Below are 19,879 nucleotides of genomic sequence, written 5' to 3'. Positions count from 1 at the left end.
CATCGCGCCGTCGCCGACCACCAGCTCCGGGTCGCGCATGCCCCGGTGGCGGCAGTCGCGCAGCAGGTCCGCCCACGACTCGGTGGACTCCCGCAACCCCTCGGCCAGGGCAATCAGCTCCTTGGTGCCGTCCAGGCGGACGCCGAGCAGGACCAGCAGCGGCAACACCTCCGAGATCTTCGGGGACTTGCGGCACCACGGCGCAAGAATCTTGGAGGAGAACCGCTTGCGCTCGCCGGTGGCCGCGTCCACACGCCGGTCGTTGACGCGCGGGGCCGTGACCTCGACCAGCCAGGCGACGGCCTCGCTCGTCGGTCTCGGCCGCCAACTCGGCTATGTACTGGTTGACCTCCGCTTCCAGTGCGGCGGCCAGCATCCGGCGGGCGCCCTCGCGGACGATCTCGTCAATCAGGGAACCAGTCTCGGTGGTGCCGTCGGCAGTGACTACGCTGAGCAGTCGGGTAGCCGGGACGCATTGCTGCCCCGGCCCCCTCAGAACCGGACGTGCGAGTCATCCCCGCATCCGGCTCAAGCTCCTGTGGCTGCCGGTGGGTGTCAAGCTTCCGGTCGCCAGCGTGTACCTGGCGATGACAGGTCGTGTGGATCAGCTCCAGGTTGCTCGGTGATCACTGCCGCCCTTGCTGCGGTAGGTCAGGTGGTGCACGTGGATCGCCCGGAGGCTCCCCGTGAACCACTTGACCCAGTCCTGAACGTCGTCCGGGTCGAACCCGGCTCCGTCGATCAGATCCAGGCCGCACCTGGGACACAGCCCCCGCTGACGGTAGGCGAGGGAGAGGATGTCCCTGGGCTCTCCCACCGCCTGCACCCGCCTGCGCCGACGGTTCCCCCAGTACTCTTCCAGCTCCGGATCATCGGGCGACGCATCATCCTTGACCAGGGTGTGTCGCTGGATCGGCATCCAGGAGGCTTGCTGCAAGTCAGGGAGATCAGGCGCAAACGAACAGTGCCCGAAAATCGGGCCGCACATCGATGAATATCGACCGTCCTCGCCGCTGAACGCGCCCAGGGCCGCGTCGATCGAGGCATGCGTCCCGGTCTCCGCCGAGGTCACCACCCTGGCCATCGGGAATCCAGACGGCTTGCCTCTTGCATCCCAGCAGTCCGCCGAACACTGCCCGGTTGGCCGCCGTGTCGGAGGCATCGAACACCATGCCGTCGACGGCTGCGAGCCGCATCCCGCGGTAAGACGACCGGGCCAGGCCCGGCGGGGCCACCGTCCCGGCCTGGCGATGGAAGACTGCCTCCAGCGGCGCGGCGTCCAGCCGCTGCCGGGCCAGCGTGATCGAGGACTTGTTCAGGATCGCCTCGTCCATCGAGCCCAAGGCACCGACCAGGCGCTCCGCGACGTCGTCATAGGAGTGCTGTTGGAACAGGGCGGAGGCGAGCACGTAGCAGACCATGAGCCTGGCCGTGAGTGCGTCTGGGTGCTTGTCCTGCCGACCGTACTCGGCCAGCACCTCGTCCACCGACTCGGGCGGGAACCACTCAGTCGGCACCCCCGAGCCGGACATCATCGGATAACCGGTCCACGGGTGCATGACCGGCCCAACGACCCGGCCGCCGCCCCGTCACCCCGCCCGCGCTCGATATCAGTACTCTTGACTTCCTCCCCGTGCTGAAGCACGGGGATTCCGGCCGCGCGTGCCGCGCGGGGGTTGCGCCCCGTGCGTGTGCGTGTTGCCGGTGGTTGGCGCTTCGTAGACCGGGTAACCCCGAGGTCTCCACGCCCTGATACCGCATGCCCTGCGGCGATGAGGATGTTCTTCGCGGCGTTCACGTCGGCGTGGTCCTGGTGTCCGCAGGCGGTGCACTCGAAGGCCGCTTGGCTCTCGCGGTTGTTCGGGTCCACATGTCCGCAGGCGTTGCACGTCTGCGACGTGTGCGCGGCCGGGACGAGCGTGATCGTCGTCCCGGTGGTGCGCGCCGCGTTGCGAAGGGCGAGGTCGAGCAGGTGCCATCCCTTGTCCAGGACGGCCCGGTTCAGTCCGGCTTTGGCGCGCACTCCTCGGCCGGGCTGCTGGCGGTGCCGCTCGCCGAGGCGGTCATGTTCTGGGTGCGGAGGTCTTCCAGCGCCACCACCGCGTTACGGGTGGTCAGTGTGTGGGCGGTCTGCGCGCAGAAGTCCGCGCGCCGGTTGCGGACTCGGCCGGTGATGGCGTTGATCTTCGCCCTCACGGCCCGGCGGCGGTTGCTGCCGCGCTTGCAGCGGGAGAGCCGCTGTTGCAGGCGGCGAAGCCGCTTCGTCTCGCCCTCGGTGACGTACGGGCGGTCGTGGAAGTCTCCGTTGCTGGTGGTCGCGGCGACCTTGACGCCTGGGTCCCCACGACGACGGCGGTGTCCGGCATCGCGTGCTGGCTGGGTGTGGTGCTGCCGTCTTCTACCAGGAAGGAGACGAACCAGCGCTGTCCCTTCCGGGTGACGGTCGCCGACCGCACTTCACCCCGAGGGGAGGTGACCAGCAGAACTTCACCCATCCGAGCTTCTGGAGCTTCGCCCGTCCCCACTTGCGGCCGGTACACTCCACCGTGATCAGGTTTCCGGCCGGGAAGCGGAACGACGGCGACCAGCGGGCCTTGGAACGCCACCGGACCTTGAACGTGCCGTGCTCACGGCATGCCCGATCCAGATCCCGCAGGGTCTGCTGCAACACGTGCGACGGTGCGTCCTTCAACCACGGGAACTCACGCTTCGCATCGGCCAGCTCGGCAGCCTGCGGCACGTAGTTCCTCCACGCCCCACGCCGCCGGTACTCCCGGCGCTGCTCAAGAGCGGTGTTCCACACCGACCGGCATATGTCACCGCGAACCAATGCTGCCCCAGGATGCGCAGCACCACGTCCACCACGTGCCGCGCGACGGGGTTCTCAGGGCCGTAGGCGCGCCCGCCCGGCGATGGCGCCGGGACCACAGGAGTTGCGGCGGTCCCTCGGCACCGGCCGTTCCTTCTCCGAACTACACAGGCACCGACGCCCACGGCGCCGCCCCCTCCCACTGGTGCGACTGCTCCAGCCTCATCCAGGAGGGGTACCGGGCAGCCGACCTAGAACTTCCGCGCACCACCTACGCCCAGGTCGTCATCGGCCAACCCGTGTCCGTCGACACCCCACTCCCCGGTGACCTGGTCTTCGCCTCGGGGGCCGACGGCACTCCCAGTGACGGCCTCCTCCTCGAAGCCCCCCACAGCGGCGCGGGGGTCCGCCTGACCCCCTACTCAGGCACCCGCAACGCTGTGCCGGCGGAGAACCGCGTCGTCGCCGTCCGCCGCGTCGTCCTCCAATAGCCGGAGCCGCCCCCGTGCCCGACCGCCGCATGCAGCCCTCGCCGGCCAGGTGGTTAAAATTAGAAGCAGTAGGGAGCTCAAGGCGGGCGGGATCGGAGGATCAGGTGGCCGACACGGTGTGGCTCGACGAGCGCCAGCTGGAGGCGTGGCGGGCGTTCCTGCTGGTCGGCTCACTCTTGGAGCGGCAGATCGAGCAGCAGCTGAAGGATGACGCGAAGCTCTCGCATCAGCAGTACGAGGTTCTCAGCCGCCTGGCCGACGCGCCGGACGGCGAACTGCGGATGACCGTGCTGGCCGATGTGGCCCTCACCTCGAAAAGCGGTCTGACGTACCAGGTGACGCAGTTGGAGAAGGGCGGGCTGGTGCGACGCCGCTCCTGCACCGGCGACGATCGCGGAGTCGTCGCCTCCTTGACGGACGCGGGCCTGGAGAAGGTCCGCGCCGCGGCCCCCGGCCACGCCACCGTGGTCCGCGAACTGTTCGTCGAGGGCCTGTCGGAGGAGGAGTTCGAAGGACTCCGCAAGGGGCTCACGACCCTGGTCGACCGCCTGTCCGATTCGGGGAAGCCGGCTTCCTGAAGGGCCTCCGGCCCGCACAGAGTCGGTCCGCGGCGCCTCAGGTTGATGGTCGCGGCCCCACCGGGGCGGAGGACGGCCGCCGGTCCGCGGGGCCGACCGGCCCTGCCGGGCGTAGGTAGGCGTGTGCCGCCCGGGCCGTGTGGCCGGGCGGCATGCGCCTGTGCGGTGGTGATGGTCAGGACAGGGCCTTGAGGGCGGTGTTGGCGAAGTCGGCGTCGAGTTCGCCGGTGGGGGCGCCGGAGACGCCGATGCCGCCGACGATGTGACCGTCCACGGTGATGGGGACGCCGCCAGGCAGGACGCTGAAGCCGGGGATGTAGGTGAACCCGGGCGAGGTCTTCGCGGCGTTCTGCAGATCGGCGGTGGGGGTCTGGAAGCCGCCAGCCGCGTAGGCCTTCTCGAAGCTGACCTGGACGGTGGCGCCGGTGGCGGTGTCGGCGCGCTGCTGGTTGATGACCACGCCGTCGCGGTCCACGACGGTGACCGAGACCGGGTACCCCTTCTTGATGCCCTCCTGCATCGCGATGTCCGAGATCTTCTTGGCCGCCGACAGCGTGAGGTAGGGGGCGGTGCCGAGCCGGGTGCTGCTGACGGAGTCCCGGGCCGGAGCCGTGTGCGGGGTGGCGGAGGCGCTGGGCAGGATGGTCAGCACGGAGGTCACGGCGCCGGCTGCGACGAGGGCGGCGGTGACGGTGAGGCTCTTGCGGGTCATGACGGCTCCCCTGGGACAAGGTTGTTTTGAATTGGAACTTCCTGACGGGACGGAACACTACCTCGTTAGTTCAAATTCAAACAACCTCGGGGAATGTGACCCCCGTCACATGATCTGCCGATGTCCCTGCGAGGCGGTGCTGCCGCGGGCTCTCACCTGCGGGGACGTCGCTCGGTGCTCCAGTCCCACGAACGGGACCCTCACCGCCGGACCGGCACACGTACGGTGCCGCGAGCGATTCCGGTGCTCGCTACGCTGCAGGTCAACCACTCCATCGCCCAGAACGGGAGGTGCAGTGCCCCTATCCGGCCTCTCCGGGAGCCTTCCAGACGACAGCGCGCAGGGAAGAGATCTTCGCTTGCTGCCGAAAGCCCATCTGCACACCCACTTGGAAAGATCCGTCCGCCCCTACACGATCCGCGCGCTGCCGGAGTACTCACGCTTGCGGTGCTGAATCACCGACTCGCGACGATGGCTGCGTCCACCACGGCCGGGTCTAGAACGTGCTCGGCGACCAGGCGGGCCAGGCCGGCGGACGCGGCCTGTTCGCCGAGGCCGCCGGAGACGATGCGCAGGCCGGCAGTGCTGTGGCTCAAGGCGGTGGCGCGGACTTGTCGGCTGACTGCGTCAACCACGTGGGGGATGCGGCCGATGATGCCGCTGAGTATCAGTACGCCTGGGTTGAGCATGGAGATGAGGCTGGCCAGGACTGCGCCGACATGTTCTCCGGCGGCGGTGAGGGCTTGGTCAACCGCTGTGTCCCCGGCCTGGTTGCGCTGCACGATCTCTCCCAGGCTGTGCAGGTTTAGCTGTTCGAGGAGGGCGTGGCCGGAGGCGTATGCCGCTACGCAGCCGTACAAACCGCAGCGGCATTGGGGTTCAGGTCCAGAAGGGACGACTCGGATGTGGCCGATGTCGCCGGCGGACCCGTCTTCGCCGTCGAGCAGGCGCCCGTCGACCACGAGGCCGGCGCCGAGGCCACTGGACCATTTGACCCCCAGCACGGTGCGGGCCTCGTGCATGCCCGACTCCCCCAGGGCCAGTGCCCGGGCGTCGTTCTCCAGCACCACCGGAACCGCCCAGCGTTCCTGGATGCGCTCCTTGATGGGGTACTTCTGCCAGGTTGGCATGATCCATTTCCGCCCGGGTGCCCCGGTCCTGGGGTCGATCGGTGCGGGCAGGCCGATTCCGACGCCGACCAACCGTTCGTGGGGATCTCCCGCGTCCAGAAGGTCGGCGCCGATGCCGAGAAGCGGTGGCAGTAGGTCTCCCGCGTCTGCCTCGTACATGTCCACCAGGGTCTGCCGGGTCCGCAGTGCCCTCCCATAGATGTCGGTGACGCTGACCTGGGCGCGGGTGTGGCCGACGTCGATGGCCAGCGTCCGCAGGCTGCGGTCGTCAAAGCGGATGAGTTGCGCGGGACGTCCGCGGGGAGAGGCGAGCGGGCCGGTTTCATACACGAGGCCGCCGGTGATCAAGGGCGCCAGCCGTGCCAGCAAGGTGGGCCGCGACATTCCCGTCTCCTCAAGAAGCTGCTGCCGGGTCCACTGGTCACCGGATCGGATCAGCGCCAGAAGCCGACCAGGACTCGCGCTCGACATGCGACCGGACTCCTCGGCAAATCGCCCATAGCGCCCCAATTTATCCAACTTCAGTCCTTCCTCTTGACACGCCCGAAGCCTGTGCGCGTTACTTACGAAACATTGATTTACGTAAGTCCATCTTACACAAAGGGGTGAGCGTGCGCCCCTCCACCACCCAAGCAGGAGTTGACGATGGCTGTAGGCATCTCCCGGCGCTCCGTTCTCGGTGCGGGCCTCGGCGGCGCTGCCGCCGCTGTGCTCGGCGCGTGCAGCGGAGCGTCCACCACAGGTGCGCCCAGCGGGGCGCTCAGTTTCCTGTCCACGCAGTTCAACCCGATCCAAGAGACACAGAACTTCGACTCGATCCTGAAGAACCGGGTGACGGGCACGAGTGTGGCGTTCAACTCCGTCACCGCGAGCGTCTTCGCCACCACCCTCACCGCGCAGATCAAGGCCGGAAAGCTCTCGGTGGGGATGGTGGGTGGGCTGCACGGCGACCTCTCCCCCTATGCGGACCAGCTCCTCGACGCCGAGGGGCTGCTGGCGGAGCTTGCCGGCCAGCACATCCCCCAGGCACTCATCGACGTGGCGAAGTTTGGCGGCGCGACGCCGAAGTACGTGCCGTGGATGCAGGCGTCGTACGTAATGGCGGTCAACAAGAAGGCACTGCAGTGGCTGCCGCACGGTGTCGACGTAAAGAATCTGACGTATGGTCAGCTCCTGGACTGGATGACTGCCGCCAAGCGCGGTGCCGGACATCCCATCTTCGGCATACCGGCCGGTCCGACCGGTCTCTACCACCGGTTCTTCCAGGGGTACCTGCTGCCCAGTTTCACAGGCGGGCAGATCGTCCCGTTCCGCAGCGCCGACGCTGTGACGGCATGGCAGTACATGAAGGATCTGTGGTCGGTGTCGGCTCCCGCCTCCACCAACTACAACGACATGCAGGAGCCGCTGCAGAGCGGTGAGGTGCTGGTCGCCTGGGACCACGTCACCCGTCTCAAAGACGCCCCGGCGAAGAATCCAGGGGACTGGATGATTGTTCCGGCACCGCGCGGCCCGAAGGGCCTGGGCTACATGCTGGTACTGGCAGGCCTTGGCATCCCCAAGGGCGCTCCGCGCCAGGACGACGCCCGCAAGGTGATCAAGGCCTTGTGCACCCCCGGCGCGCAGGACGACGTGCTGAAGGAGAACGGCTTCCTCCCCACGATCGGCGGCCGACTTCCCAGCGAACTGCCCGCCGCGGTGTCGATGGAGTCGGATGCCGTGACCCGCCAGCAGCACGCCAAAGACGCCATCACGTGTCTTCCGCCGGTCGGCGTCGGAGCGAAGGACGGCGAGATCTCCCAGGTGTTCAAGGATACCTTCACCCTGATCTGCCTTCAGAGCAAGTCCATCCAGCCGGTGCTCGACTCACAAGCCAAGAAGCTCAACGACCTGCTGTCCGAGATCAAGGCCGCATGCTGGATGCCGGACAAAGCGATCGCCGGCGAGACTTGCCGGGTGGCGTAAGGTGACGCCGCTTGTGAGAAGACGATCTGGCTCCGGGCCCGGTGGAACAGTGGCCGTCCTGCTGGCCCCCTCAACCCTGTTCATGCTGGCGCTCTTCATCTGGCCGCTGGTGGTCGGCGTCGGACAGGCGGTCTACGGGTCGCACGGCTTCACCCTGGCCAACCTGCACAAGATGACCGGCGACCCGCAGTTCTGGCCGTCCCTGCGCAACACGATCGTGCTCATCGCCGTGGTGATCCCGTTCCAGTTCGCCTTCGCCATCGCCATGGCACTGCTGCTGCGCGCCCGACCGCGGTTCGCCCAACTATGGTTCTACACCTGGGTCATCCCCCTGGCCATCAGCGATCTGGCGGCCGGCCTGGTCTGGCTGTCGGTCTTCACCGATCGCGGCTACCTCAACTCGATACTGAACGATGTGGGTCTGCCTGGCTATTCATGGCTGTCCTACCAGCATCCGGTCACCGTCTTCGTGTGCATCCTGGTGGCCGAGGTGTGGAGGGCGACCTCACTCGTCCTGGTGATCGTGGTCTCCGGCATGCAGGGCATCCCGCGGGATTACGAGGAAGCGGCCGAGGTGTTCGGCGCAACGTACTGGCAGCGGCTGCGCCATGTGCTGCTGCCGCAACTGCGGCCCAGCCTTCAGGTGGCCTTGATCCTTCGCACCATCCTCGCCCTGCAGACCTTCGCCGTCGCGCAGGCGCTGACGGGGCAGAACTTCACGCTGCTGGTCGGCCAGACCTACCAGTGGTACGCCACGCTGCAAAATCCCGAGGTCGCTGCCTCCTTCGCCCTGGTGGTACTAGCGCTGGCCCTGGTGACCTCGGTGGTCTACTTGCGGACCATGCGTGACCGGACCCAGGAAGGGGGCCGATGACATGCCCAGCCCCGTTGCCGACACGCCCACCGCCACACGCAGCCGCCCCGTGCGCAGCCGACGGATCGGCCTGCACGTGGTCTGCGTCGCCGTCTCGTTGGCCATGATGATGCCGCTGTACCTGATCGCACTGGCCGCGTTCTCCACTCCCGACTCACTCAATCACTTCCCTCTGCCTTTGCTGCCCACCCACCTGTCCGCGACCACCATGCGGTCGTTCCTGAACGCGAGCGGCGTCATGCCCGGGCTGGTCAACTCGGTCCAGGTCGGGGTGTTCACCGTCGTCCTGTCGCTGCTGCTGGGCGTCCCGGCCGGCTACGCGCTGTCGCGCTACACCTTCCGAGGACGCAGCTCATACCAGCTGTTCATGGTCTTGACCAGGGCGCTGCCGATCGTTGTGCTCTCCGTCCCCCTGACCCAGATCTTCCTGTCCACGGGCCTGTACGACTCGACGTACGGCGTGACGCTGCTGCACACAGCCCTGGCACTGCCCACCACCGTGCTGATCACCACCTCGGTCTTCGTCGCAGTCCCCCGCGATCACGAGGAGGCCGCGGCTGTCTTCGGCGCCTCACCCCAGGCGGCCTTCGTCCGCGTGGTGCTGCCGCAGGCCCTCCCTGGAATCGTCGCCGCCGCACTGTTCGCCTTCGTCACCTCTTGGAATGAGGTCCTCGGCGCCTCCATCCTCACCCTCGGCCATCGCACACTGCCGGCTCAGGTCCTCAGCGCGCTCAACTACTCACCCCTCACCTACCGCTATGCAGGCGGGTTCGCCCTCGTCGTGCCGGCACTGCTGTTCATCGCGCTGATGCGCCGGTATCTGCTGAACATGTGGGGAACGACTCTCCGGTAAGGACGAAAATGGCCGACATATCCATCCGCACCATCACCAAGACCCACCCCGGCACGTCCAAGCCCGCCACCGACGGCATCTCACTCGACGTGGTCGACGGCGAACTGCTCGTCCTGGTCGGGCCGAGCGGCTGCGGCAAGACCACCCTGCTTCGGATGATCGCCGGGCTGGAGACTCCCGACTCAGGCACGATCAGCATCAACGGCAAGGACGTGACCTACCTGCCCGCCCGCCGGCGCAATGTCTCGATGGTCTTCCAGTCCTACGCGGTCTTCCCCCATATGAAGGTCCGGCAGAACATCGGCTTCGGCCTGATGCTCGCCAAACGGCCCAAAGCCGAAATCGCCGAGCGCGTCCAGCGCGCTGCCGACCTGCTCAACCTCCGTGACTACCTGGACCGCTACCCGTCCCAGCTCTCCGGCGGCCAGCGCCAGCGGGTCGCCGTCGCGCGGGCCATCGTCGTCGACGCCGACGTCCTGCTGATGGACGAGCCGCTGTCCAACCTCGACGCCCTGCTTCGGCTGCAGTTCCGCACCGAGTTCAAGAAGATCGTGCAGCAGATCGGCACGACCACCATCTACGTCACCCACGACCAGGCCGAGGCCCTGTCCCTCGGCGACCGCGTCGCCGTCGTCCGGGAGGGCCGCATCACCCAACTCGGCAATCCCATCGACGTCTACGATCATCCCGCCGACAGCTTCGTAGGCGGCTTCCTCGGCTCGCCGCCGATGAACTTCATCCCCGTGGACGTGACATCGAGCAGCGGGCAGGTCCTGCTAAGCGCAGGTGAGATGCGCTGGCAGGCACCCCCTCACCTGGCCTCCTTCGCCGGCCGGCCCGTCCTCATGGGCGTACGGGCCGAGAACATCGGCGTCACAGCCGACGCCTTCGACTCCGGCGGCCTGCCCGCCAAGGTCGACGTGGTGGAGCCGACAGGATCCGCAGTCCTGCTCACCGTGCGCTTCGCCGACCACGACGTGAAAGTCCAAGCACCTGCCACCTTCCGCGCCGAACCCGGCACGAAGGTGCGGCTCAACCTCTCCGAACCCCAACTGCGCTTCTACGACCCAGAGACCGCGCTCCTGCTGGAGGACGCCTGACATGGCAACCCCGACCGCGTCCGAGACCCGGCTGGCCGCACACGCCGCCTACGTGCTGCGCGCCAACGACACCGGAACACTCACCACCGCGGCCCCGAAACTGTACCCGCACCAGTGGAGCTGGGACGCCGCATTCATCGCCGTGGGGCTGGCCACCGTCTCCGTGCCAAGAGCCATCGCCGAACTCGACGTGCTGCTCACCGCCCAGTGGAGCACCGGCATGCTGCCGCACATCGTGTTCGCTCCCGGCACCGACTACTTTCCGGGTGCCGACGTGTGGAACTCGCACGTCTCACCAGCCGCGCCCAAGAACGTGCAAACATCCGGCATCTGCCAACCACCCGTACACGCCATCGCCCTCCAGCAGTTGCTGGCCACAGCACGACACACAGGCGGAACAGCCCGCGCGCAGGCCGAGGAGTTCGTGGCACGCACGTTCGACCAATGGCTGGCATGGCATCGCTGGCTCGCTCAGGCACGCGATCCACACCAGCGCGGACTGTTGCAGATCTACCACGGCTGGGAATCCGGCATGGACAACTCACCGCGATGGGACACGGCCTACGCCGCCGTCCAACCAGATCACGCGCTGCTGAAACTACGCCGACACGACCTGAACCACGTCACCGACCCCACCCAGCGCCCTACGGACACCGAATACCACCGCTATCTGCAACTGCTGAAACAGATGCGAGAAGCCAGCTACGATGACACACAGGTACCCGAAGTCGTCCCATTCCGCATGGCCGATGTGTTCATGTCCGCCATCATGGCAGTCGCCAGCGACGTCCTCGCAGACATCGGCGACACGCTGAATCGAGCCGATGATACAGCCGAACTGCGCCTTCTCGCCGACAGGTTCCGGCAGGGAGTCCTGTCGACGGTGGCCGCTGAGACCGGACTCGCCCGTGACCGAAACACACTGACCGGCACGTGGGTGGAAACCAAGACCGTTGCAGGCTTCGCTCCGCTGCTCAGCGGCGGCAGCGACCACATCATGAAGCGCCAACTCGACCTGCTGGCAGGCGAGGAATGGTGTGGACATCCCCGACTCCGCTACGCAGTCCCTCCCTCCACCTCACCCACCAGCGACGCCTTCAATCCGCGGTCCTACTGGCGCGGCCCCCAATGGCCAGTCATCAGCTGGCTCTTGTACTGGGCTCTGAACCGCCACGGAGCCAGCGAATTCGCCGACTCGATCCGAGCCCAATCATTGGCGCAGCTCGGCGACCTGGCGTTCGGCGAATACTACGAGCCATTCACCGGCGAGGCACTAGGAAGTTCACATCAGTCCTGGACCGCCGCGGTAGCACTGGGATGGCTCAGTTGACACGCAGCCCGTGGGGCATTACAGCGTTCGAGGAGGACCGCCAGGGCCGTACCGGTCGCGCTCGCGTCCCGCCCAAGGAGGTGCACCGAGACCGCAATCCCCCTGCGTGCCGCTCTCGCTTTCCGGCGCCTGCAGCGGCTCTAGGTGACTGGTGTTAATCGTGTGGGCTCGCGTTGGGTCTTCGGCGTGTGCCAGGCTGCCGGGTGTTGGTCGCTGGGTGTGGGGAGAGATTGAGCGATGGCAGTGGGCCGGACTCCGATGCAGCCGGGGTTGCTCTCCTCCACGGCGGGTTTCTGCGAGGGTCGGCTGGCGCCGAACTCGGTCTACGCGGTGCTGCACCGCGAGTGCCGTGCGTTGTTCCCCGATGAGATGTTCGCGGATCTGTTCGCCGAGGACGGCCGCAGGTCGGTGCCGCCGGTGGTCGTGGCGGTGGTGATGGTCCTGCAGCGTCTGGAGGGCTTGTCCGATCGTGAAGCGGTGGACCGGTTCGGCTTCGATGTGCGCTGGAAGTACGCCGCCGGCGGGCTGGATTTCGACCATCCGGGGTTCGTGCACACCGTGCTGGTCGACATGCGTGCGCGGCTGGCTGCTTCGGCCCGGCCGAACAGGATCTTCGAGCGGACCGTGGAGGTCGCCGCGCAGGCCGGGTTGGTCGGCCGCCGCCGGGTGCTGGACTCGGCGCCGGTCTATGACGCGGTGGCTACGCAGGACACGATCACGCTGATCCGTTCGGCCGTTCGCGGTCTGCTGCGGGCGGCCGGTCATGTGCTGCGGGCTGAGTTGCGGGCGCAATTGCGCAGCGGCGATGCCTACACCGACACGGCCAAGCCGGTCATCGACTGGACGGACGCCGGTGAGCGGGAGGCGCTGATCGATTCGCGGGCCCGGGACGGGTACGCGCTTTTGGCCGTGCTGGACGGCCGGGACCTGGTGCAGGAGGTGGACCAGGCTGCGGGGTTGCTGGCCACTGTGCTGGGCCAGGACCTGGACCTGGACGGTGACGGAGTGTTCCGGATCGCCCGGAAGGTGGCCGCGGACCGGGTGATCTCCACGGTCGATCCCGAGGCCCGGCACGGGCACAAGACCGTGAACCGGTCCTTCGACGGCTACAAGGGGCATGTGGCCGAGGACCCCGACAGCGAGGTCATCACCGCGACCGCGGTCACGGCGGGCAACGCCGGCGACGCCGTGCCGGCCGCCGGCTTGCTGGCCGACGTCCTGAACGCGCCCGCCCCGGGCGAAGGGGCCGCGGGTGGGCGGGCCGAGGTCTACGGCGACGCCGCCTACGGGACCGGACCGCTGCTGGCCGAGCTGGACGGGGCCGGCGCCCGGGTGATGGTCAAGGTGCAGGCGGCCAACGCGCCCGGCGGACGGTTCTCCAAGGACGCCTTCGTCATTGACCTTCAGGCGGGGCAGGTCACCTGCCCGAACCAGGTGACCGTCCCGATCCGCCCGAAGTCTGACGGCCGTGGGGCGGCCTGCTTCAAGGCCGCCTGCGACGGCTGCCCACTCGCGGCCCGGTGCACGACCGCCAGGGACGGACGCGTCATCACCATCGGCCCGCACGAGGAGCATCTGGCCCGCGGCCGGGCACGCAGTGCCGACCCGGCCTGGCTGGCCGCCTACCGGGCCACCCGGCCCAAGGTCGAACGCAAGATCGCTCACCTGATGCGGCGGCGACACGGCGGACGCCGGGCCCGGGTGCGGGGGCGGGCCAAGATCGCCGCCGACTTCTCCCTGCTCGCCGCCGCTGCCAACATCGCGCGGCTCGGCGTGCTCGGAATCATGTCCACAGCCGATGGAACCTGGGCGACCGCCACCGGATGACCGTCCTGGTGGGCTACCCGGGACGCCTCAGGAGACACCCGGGCGGGCTTTAGCCCCGCCGAAGAGCGCCCCTGACCGCCCCGCAACGAATCCTGGCCATCAGGCGACGGCCCAATCCCGCAGACAGACAGAGGCGATGTGACGCCCTCGGCCCTGAACCGGCAACTCAGAGGAGCCCGCTTAACACCACTCACCTAGTAGGACTCCGTTAGGTCTGTCTCGCGGTCCTGTTTGGGGGCATGTTGGGGGTGTGGACGCACATGAAGTGAACCGTGCTCGGGCGAAGCTGGCGTTATTCGTAGCGGACGTGTTCGCGTCGGTGCCGCGCAAGGACCAGCGGGCCAAGGGTGACTGCTATCTGCGGGGACTGATGCTGGACGGGCGGCGCAAGTCGATCCAGCCGATGGCGGAGCGGCTGCCGGATGGCAACGAGCAGAATCTGCAGCAGTTCGTGAACCAGTCTCCGTGGGATCCGGTGCCGGTACGGCGGCGGATCGCGGAGCGGATGGTGCCGAGAATCGGCCCGGATGCCTGGGCGGTCGATGACGTGTCGTTCCCGAAGGACGGGAAGATGTCGGTGTCGGTCGCGCACCAGTACTGCGGCGCCTTGGGCAAGCAGGCGAACTGCCAGGTCGCGATGAGTGTGCACGCGGTCTCCGACACGGCTTCCTGTCCGCTGCAGTGGCGGTTGTTCGTGCCCAAGGAGTGGGCGCACGATGCGCCGCGGCGGCGGAAGACGGGGATGCCGCCAGAGGTCGGGCACCGGGAGAAGTGGCGCCTGGCCCTGGACACCATCGATGAGCTGGCCGGGTGGGGTCTGGTGCCGCCGGCGGTGGTGGCCGATGCCGGCTACGGGCAGAACGCCGACTTCCGCGACGGCCTGGACAGCCGGGGCATCGGCTATGTCGTGGCGGTCCGGTCGGACGTGACCGTCCACCCCCACGACGCGCGGCCCACCGCCCCGGCGTGGTCCGGAAACGGCCGCAGGCCGCAGCCCCGCTACCGCGACAAGCCGTCCTCGGTGGCGGCGCTGGCGGCCGGCCATGGGCGGCAGGCGTTCACCGAGGTGACCTGGCGGGAAGGCTCCCGCGGGCCGATGCGGTCACGCTTCCTGGCCGTTCGGGTGCGGCCGGCCGGGGTCCGGGCCCGCCGCCTGGCCCAGGCCGCTGCCACGCGATACGGCTGCTGGGACGGCGTCCTGCCCGACGTCACACTGCTGGCCGAATGGCCGGCCGGAGCCGAAGCACCCACCGACTACTGGCTGTCCAACCTGCCCGCCGACACACCGATCGCCGAACTGGTCCGCCTTGCCAAGATCCGCTGGCGCATCGAGCACGACTACCGCGAACTCAAGCACGGCCTCGGCCTGGACCACTTCGAAGGGCGCTCCTGGGCGGGCTGGCATCACCACGTCACCCTGGTCACCGCCGCCCACGCCTTCCTCACCGAACAGCGCCTGGCCCCAAAAGCCGATACAGCGGACTCACCCTTTACCAGACCCTCGACGCCCTCCAGGACCTGCTGAACTGCTGGACCGGCACCTGCACCACCTGCCACCGCCCCCTGCCAAGAACGCCCGCCACCAGACCAAATCCAAGATCCACAGCAACCTAACGGAGTCCTACTAGTGTCGCGTGAATGAAGTCCTTGGACGTTTGGGGGTGGGGGGCTTGGCAGGGGTGTAGAGCCAGACCCGGAAGAAGGAGGTCAGGTTCTTGCCGGAGAGGCGTTCGGCGAGGCGCTGGAAGTCGGCGGTGGTGGCGTTGCCGTAGCGGTGCTGGGCGGGCCACGCCTTGAGGAGGGTCAGGAAGGCATGGTCGCCGATGGTGTCGCGGAGCGCCTGGAGGGTGAGGGCACCGCGGTCGTCGACGGCGTGGTCGAAGAGGTGGAGGGGGCCGGGGTCGCCGGGTTCGACGGTCCAGAAGGGGTCGTCGGCGGGGTGGATGTCGTAGATGTACTGGGCGATCTGCTGCACGGTGGCGACGCCCTCGTGTGCCTCCCACAGCCAGGAGCCGTAGGTGGCGAAGCCCTCGTTCAGCCAGATATCGGCCCAGCGGGTCAGGGAGACGCTGTCCCCGTACCACTGGTGGGTCAACTCGTGAGCGACGACGCCGGTGTTGGCGTCGTCGGCGAACCAGTGGGATCCGTAGAAGGCGCGGGTCTGGGTTTCCTGGGCGACCTTGGACGTGACGTTGGGTACGTAGCCGCCGGCGGATGCGAAGGGGTAGGGGCCGAAGTAACCGCTGAGGAAGTCCACGATCTCGGCGGTACGTTCGACGGCGGCGCGGGCGTTGGCGGCGGTGGGGGCGGGCAGGTCGGGGCTGTAGGCGTTGATGACGGGGATGCCGGTGCGGGTGCGGCTGCGGGTGATGTCGAAGTGGCCGACGGCGAGGGTGGCCAAGTAGGTGGCCTCCGGTTCGCTCTCGCGCCAGTGGTAGGTCGTCCAGCCGCCCGCGGACCGCTGGTCGACCAGGAGGCCGTTGCTGATCGCCTGCTCGCCGTCGGGCACCTGGACGCGTACGTCGTAGGTGGCCTTGTCCAGGGGGTGATCGTTGCTGGGGAACCACCACCACGCCGACTCCGGTTCGTTGGCGGCGACACCGCCGTCGGGGGTGCGCTGCCAGGAGGTGAAGCCGTACCGCTTCACGCTGGAGGGGGCGCCGCTGTAGGTGACGGCGACGGTGAAGCGGTGGCCCTTCGGGAAGGTGCGGGCGGGGGTGACGACCAGTTCCTGTTCGCCGCTGGTGGCGAAGTGGGCGGGCCGGCCGTCGACGGTGACGGTGGAGACGGTCAGGGCGAAGTCCAGGTCGAAGCGGGTCAGGCCCTGGGTAGCGGTGGCGGTGATCCGGGCCGTGCCGTGGAGGGTGTCGGTGGCGGGCTGGTAGTTCAGGTTCAGGTCGTAGTGGGAGACGTCGTAGCCGCCGTTGCCGTAGGTGGGGTAGTACGGGTCGCCGATGCCGGGGGCACCCGGCACCGCGGTGCCGGCGCCGGCCGGGGCCGCCGGGATCGCCAGCAGCACGCCCAGCACGGTGGCAGCGGCGGACACGATCACTCTGGAACGCACAGGGATCCTCCAGCGCAGGACACGAACCCGCGATCGGTGGCAGGTACACGCCGACCCTAGAAAGCGCCGCACGCCCCAGCCACGTGGAAGAGTCCGAACGGGGGACGCAAACCCCCCAAGCGACAGGGACGGCAAGGAATAGCACACATCGGAAATAAGTGCTCTCCACCAGTCTTCCGCGCCGCCAGCCTGCCGGGCGTATCCAGGAAGGGGACAGTACCCGCGCACCTGTTCGCGTACCAGTTGGCGTACGGCGTCATACCGCGGCTGGGCTGGAGCGACAGCAACGACGCGGTTCTGTGTCATCGGTGCGACGAAGCGGGATGCACCAACCCGGCGCACCTGTTTCTCGGCACCGCTGCGGAAAACCGTGCGGAATGAACTCTGCGGAGGCGAATCCCCGGCAGCCCTCTCCCCGGCGAGCGCGAGCAAGGAATGTCGGCGACAGGCGAACTCACCAACCGTTTCGACCCCGCCGACGACTCATCTCCGCGCGAGCGGAGGTGAGCCGGACTCCTGGATCAAGTACGTCCAAGGCAAGCAGTCCTCTCCGCGGCGCGAGCGGAGGCGAGCCGAACTTCGAGCGCACGGTGAACCACGACGGACAGCGCGAGCGGAGGTAAGGCGGGTCACGTCCGCTGGAGTGGTGTATCGACGGCCACTCGGCGATCCTTTTGCAGGTTAGGCGGTCAGGGCTGTGGCGGTGGCTGGTTCGGGGGCCTGTCCTTCGAATCGGGTGTAGGCGGCAGCGGGCGAGGATGTCGCTGCCGATGTAGCGGCGGGCTTCGATCCACTCATCGGTCTGCTCGGCCAGGACGGCGCCGATCAGGCGGATGACCGAGGTACGGTCGGGGAAGATCCCGCCGACGTCAATGCGCCGGCGGATCTCCTTGTTCAGCCGTTCCTGCGGGTTGTCGGACCAGATCGACTTCCAGACCACACGCGGATGCCAGTAGGTCCTCGCGGGCGGCCTCCAGGTGCTCGGCCGCGGCCGGAATGCCTTGCCCTCCCCGGCTGAAGCCGGGGATACCCACGCAAGATCAGGGATGGCATCGACGCCCCCGACAGCCTGCCGGAGACGGTGCGGAACCGAATCGCACAGCGTGTATAACTCATTCATGCCGAAGAAGCCCGCGACGGCCGTGGTCACGCTCGTCGATGTCGCGCAGGTCGCCGGGGTGTCCCGGGCGACGGTGTCGCGGGTCGTGAACCGTAAGGCCTCGGTCGCGCCGGCGCTGCGGGAGGCCGTGGAGAAGGCCATCGCCGCGACCGGATACACGCCCAACCTTGCCGCGCGCTCGCTGGTGACCCGCACCACGGGCTCGATCGCGCTCGCGGTCTCCGACATGAGCGCCGGCCAGATCTTCGCCGACCCGTTCTTCGGCCGCGTCGTCATCGGCGTCACCCAGGCCGTCCGCCCGCGCGGCGTGCAACTGGTACTGACGATGGTCGACGACGACCCCTCGCGACACCAACTGATCAACTTCCTGGGCCAGGGTCACGTCGACGGCGTCCTCCTCGTCTCTACCCACACCGACGACCCGCTCCCGGCCGCCTTGGCGGAGGCCAAGGTCCCGGCGGTCCTGTTCGCCCGTCCCAGCGAGCCGCTGCCGATCAGCTTCGTGGAACTGGACCAGCGGGCCGGTGTCTACGTCGCCGTTGACCACCTCGTGGGACTCGGCCGCCGCCGCATCGCCACCGCCTCCGGCCCGCTCGACACCCCGGCGGGCCGCGAACGCCTCATCACGTTCCGCGAGCGGCTCGCCTACCACGGCCTCACCGAGGCGGGCTGCGTCGAAGGCGACTTCACCCAGGCGGGCGGAGCGACGGCGATGCGCGAGTTGCTGGCGACCGCGCCGGACGCCGATGCGGTGTTCGTCGCCTCGGACCTGATGGCCCTCGGCGCGGTCGCCGTCCTGCACCGCGCCGGGATCGCGATCCCCGAGCGGATGGCCGTCGTCGGCTTCGACGACAGCAGCGCGGCCCTGAGCTGCGACCCGCCGCTGACGACGGTGCGGCAACCGGTCGAGTCGATGGCGGCGCAGATGGTCGAGCTGCTGCGGGAGCAGATCGCCGTGCCGGAACAGACCTTGCAGTCCCGGGTGTTCCAGCCGACGCTCGTCATGCGCGAGAGCGCGTAGCGCCGTGACACGTGAGAGGGGCGTGAGGGGGTGCTGCCATGGCCGGGCAGCAGAGCCTCACGCCCCTCGGGGTGCGATCCCGGGTCAGTCCATGGCGTTGGCCGTGACGTCGCTGGGGTTGTTGAGGTTGCCGGTCAGCGGTAGGTTGCGCGAGCTGTCACCGACCAGGATCTGGTAGTTGCCCGCCGAGGCGAACCAGTTGCTCGACGTGGTGTCCCAGTGCGCGAGGTCGTGCGCGGTCACCGTGAACGTGACCGTGCCGGACGCGCCGGGGTTCAGCGTGATCCGCTGGAAGCCCTTGAGCTGGTGCGGCGGCTCGCCGGCCGAGGCCGGATCGCCGACGTACAGCTGGGGCACCTCGGTCCCGGCCCGGCTTCCGGTGTTGGTGACGGTGGCCGTCACCGTCGCCTGACCGTTGTTCAGCGCCCCGACCTGCAGGTTGCTGAGCGAGAAGCTGGTGTAGGACAGGCCGAAGCCGAACGGGAACAGCGGCGTGACGTTGTTCGCGTCGTACCAGCGGTACCCGATGTCGAGCCCTTCGGAGTACTGCACGGTGCCGTTGACGCCGGGCCACTGCGCGGCCGTGTTCGCCGGCACCTGCGCGAGCGAGGCCGGGAAGGTCATCGGCAGGTGCCCGGACGGGTTCACGTCGCCGAACAGCAGCGCCGCGATCGCCTGGCCGAACTCCTGTCCCTGGTAGAAGGTCTCGAACACGCCCGCGACCTGGTTCAGCCACGGCATCATGATCGCCGAGTTGTCGCTGAGCACCACGATCGTGTGCGGATTGGCCGCGGCGACCGCGGAGATCAGCGAGTCCTGGTTGTTCGGCAGGTTGAGTGTGGTGTTGTCGGACTCCGCGGGCAGCGGGTGGCGTGGACCGGAGCGCGGTAGTACGAACGTCTGGACGTCGCCCAGACGCCCTTCGCGCACCCGGACCGGGCCGTGAGCGGTGGGCAACGTCCTGACAGACGCGTCGTCGAGTAATTGCGCGGTCGCCGACTCAGC

19 protein-coding genes and 2 pseudogenes are annotated in these 19,879 nt (G+C 68.3%); 11 read left to right on the top strand and 10 right to left on the bottom strand.

Annotated elements, in window-relative coordinates:
- The 5 genes and pseudogenes from AB0M29_RS43025 to AB0M29_RS43005 form a co-directional block, all read right to left on the bottom strand.
- A pseudogene (locus AB0M29_RS43025) lies at nucleotides 1-457 on the bottom strand (transposase); the annotation flags it as partial.
- Nucleotides 458-604: 147 nt separating this feature from the next.
- A complete protein-coding gene (locus tag AB0M29_RS43020; protein ID WP_365392729.1) occupies nucleotides 605-919 on the bottom strand; it encodes a hypothetical protein in 315 nt (104 codons plus the stop codon).
- Nucleotides 920-947: 28 nt separating this feature from the next.
- Entirely contained in the window at nucleotides 948-1,559 is a 612-nt protein-coding gene (locus AB0M29_RS43015) for a transposase domain-containing protein (RefSeq protein WP_365392727.1), read from the bottom strand.
- Nucleotides 1,532-2,023, bottom strand: a complete 492-nt coding sequence (locus tag AB0M29_RS43010; RefSeq protein ID WP_365392724.1) for a transposase — start codon at nucleotides 2,021-2,023, stop codon at nucleotides 1,532-1,534. Before AB0M29_RS43010 ends, AB0M29_RS43015 begins: the two co-directional genes overlap by 28 nt.
- Complete coding sequence (locus AB0M29_RS43005; RefSeq protein ID WP_365392733.1) at nucleotides 2,002-2,421, bottom strand: transposase; 420 nt, start codon at nucleotides 2,419-2,421, stop codon at nucleotides 2,002-2,004. Before AB0M29_RS43005 ends, AB0M29_RS43010 begins: the two co-directional genes overlap by 22 nt.
- 408 nt (nucleotides 2,422-2,829) lie before the next feature.
- Here AB0M29_RS43005 and AB0M29_RS43000 point away from each other — a divergent pair, with 408 nt between their 5' ends.
- Entirely contained in the window at nucleotides 2,830-3,300 is a 471-nt protein-coding gene (locus tag AB0M29_RS43000; RefSeq protein ID WP_365392721.1) for an NlpC/P60 family protein, read from the top strand.
- A gap of 104 nt (nucleotides 3,301-3,404) precedes the next feature.
- Complete coding sequence (locus tag AB0M29_RS42995; protein ID WP_365392719.1) at nucleotides 3,405-3,878, top strand: MarR family transcriptional regulator; 474 nt, start codon at nucleotides 3,405-3,407, stop codon at nucleotides 3,876-3,878.
- Between the two features lie 175 nt (nucleotides 3,879-4,053).
- Here the strand turns inward: AB0M29_RS42995 and AB0M29_RS42990 are convergent, their stop codons facing one another.
- On the bottom strand, nucleotides 4,054-4,590 hold the full coding sequence (locus tag AB0M29_RS42990) for a heme-binding protein (RefSeq protein ID WP_365392716.1): 537 nt from the start codon (nucleotides 4,588-4,590) through the stop codon (nucleotides 4,054-4,056).
- Nucleotides 4,591-5,045: 455 nt separating this feature from the next.
- Nucleotides 5,046-6,191, bottom strand: coding sequence for an ROK family protein (locus AB0M29_RS42985; RefSeq protein ID WP_365392714.1), 1,146 nt, complete (start codon nucleotides 6,189-6,191; stop codon nucleotides 5,046-5,048).
- Between the two features lie 174 nt (nucleotides 6,192-6,365).
- Between AB0M29_RS42985 and AB0M29_RS42980 the strand changes: the two genes are divergently transcribed.
- The 7 genes from AB0M29_RS42980 to AB0M29_RS42950 all read left to right on the top strand — a co-directional run bounded on the left by AB0M29_RS42980 (nucleotide 6,366) and on the right by AB0M29_RS42950 (nucleotide 15,194).
- Nucleotides 6,366-7,685, top strand: coding sequence for an ABC transporter substrate-binding protein (locus AB0M29_RS42980; protein ID WP_365392711.1), 1,320 nt, complete (start codon nucleotides 6,366-6,368; stop codon nucleotides 7,683-7,685).
- Between the two features lie 13 nt (nucleotides 7,686-7,698).
- Nucleotides 7,699-8,559 (top strand): sugar ABC transporter permease, encoded by an 861-nt coding sequence (locus tag AB0M29_RS42975; protein ID WP_365392708.1) that lies wholly within the window; start codon nucleotides 7,699-7,701, stop codon nucleotides 8,557-8,559.
- Nucleotide 8,560: 1 nt separating this feature from the next.
- Nucleotides 8,561-9,412 carry a carbohydrate ABC transporter permease gene (locus AB0M29_RS42970; protein ID WP_365392705.1) on the top strand — a complete coding sequence of 284 codons (852 nt, stop codon included), beginning with the start codon at nucleotides 8,561-8,563 and terminating at the stop codon, nucleotides 9,410-9,412.
- Nucleotides 9,413-9,420: 8 nt separating this feature from the next.
- A complete protein-coding gene (locus AB0M29_RS42965; protein ID WP_365392702.1) occupies nucleotides 9,421-10,512 on the top strand; it encodes an ABC transporter ATP-binding protein in 1,092 nt (363 codons plus the stop codon).
- A 1-nt stretch (nucleotide 10,513) separates the two neighbouring features.
- Entirely contained in the window at nucleotides 10,514-11,842 is a 1,329-nt protein-coding gene (locus tag AB0M29_RS42960) for a glycoside hydrolase 100 family protein (protein ID WP_365392699.1), read from the top strand.
- 237 nt (nucleotides 11,843-12,079) lie between these two features.
- Nucleotides 12,080-13,669, top strand: coding sequence for an IS1182 family transposase (locus tag AB0M29_RS42955; protein ID WP_365392697.1), 1,590 nt, complete (start codon nucleotides 12,080-12,082; stop codon nucleotides 13,667-13,669).
- A gap of 250 nt (nucleotides 13,670-13,919) precedes the next feature.
- Nucleotides 13,920-15,194 carry an IS701 family transposase gene (locus AB0M29_RS42950; protein WP_365392695.1) on the top strand — a complete coding sequence of 425 codons (1,275 nt, stop codon included), beginning with the start codon at nucleotides 13,920-13,922 and terminating at the stop codon, nucleotides 15,192-15,194.
- Nucleotides 15,195-15,293: 99 nt separating this feature from the next.
- On the opposite strand, the gene AB0M29_RS42945 is transcribed toward AB0M29_RS42950, so the two are convergent.
- Entirely contained in the window at nucleotides 15,294-16,733 is a 1,440-nt protein-coding gene (locus tag AB0M29_RS42945; RefSeq protein WP_365392691.1) for a M1 family metallopeptidase, read from the bottom strand.
- Nucleotides 16,734-16,871: 138 nt separating this feature from the next.
- Between AB0M29_RS42945 and AB0M29_RS42940 the strand changes: the two genes are divergently transcribed.
- Complete coding sequence (locus AB0M29_RS42940) at nucleotides 16,872-17,114, top strand: HNH endonuclease (RefSeq protein WP_365392732.1); 243 nt, start codon at nucleotides 16,872-16,874, stop codon at nucleotides 17,112-17,114.
- Between the two features lie 300 nt (nucleotides 17,115-17,414).
- Here AB0M29_RS42940 and AB0M29_RS42935 read toward each other — a convergent pair.
- Nucleotides 17,415-17,737 (bottom strand): annotated as a pseudogene (locus AB0M29_RS42935) (transposase); the annotation flags it as partial.
- A 114-nt stretch (nucleotides 17,738-17,851) separates the two neighbouring features.
- On the opposite strand from AB0M29_RS42935, the gene AB0M29_RS42930 reads away from it, so the two are divergent.
- Nucleotides 17,852-18,874, top strand: coding sequence for a LacI family DNA-binding transcriptional regulator (locus AB0M29_RS42930; protein WP_365392688.1), 1,023 nt, complete (start codon nucleotides 17,852-17,854; stop codon nucleotides 18,872-18,874).
- Between the two features lie 84 nt (nucleotides 18,875-18,958).
- Here AB0M29_RS42930 and AB0M29_RS42925 read toward each other — a convergent pair.
- The coding region (locus tag AB0M29_RS42925) for a glycoside hydrolase family 3 C-terminal domain-containing protein (protein WP_365392684.1) at nucleotides 18,959-19,879 on the bottom strand (921 nt) is incomplete at its 5' end.

Source organism: Streptomyces sp. NPDC051976, from assembly GCF_040680795.1.
Taxonomy (GTDB): domain Bacteria; phylum Actinomycetota; class Actinomycetes; order Streptomycetales; family Streptomycetaceae; genus Actinacidiphila.
This window is presented reverse-complemented; position numbering and strand designations above follow the sequence as displayed.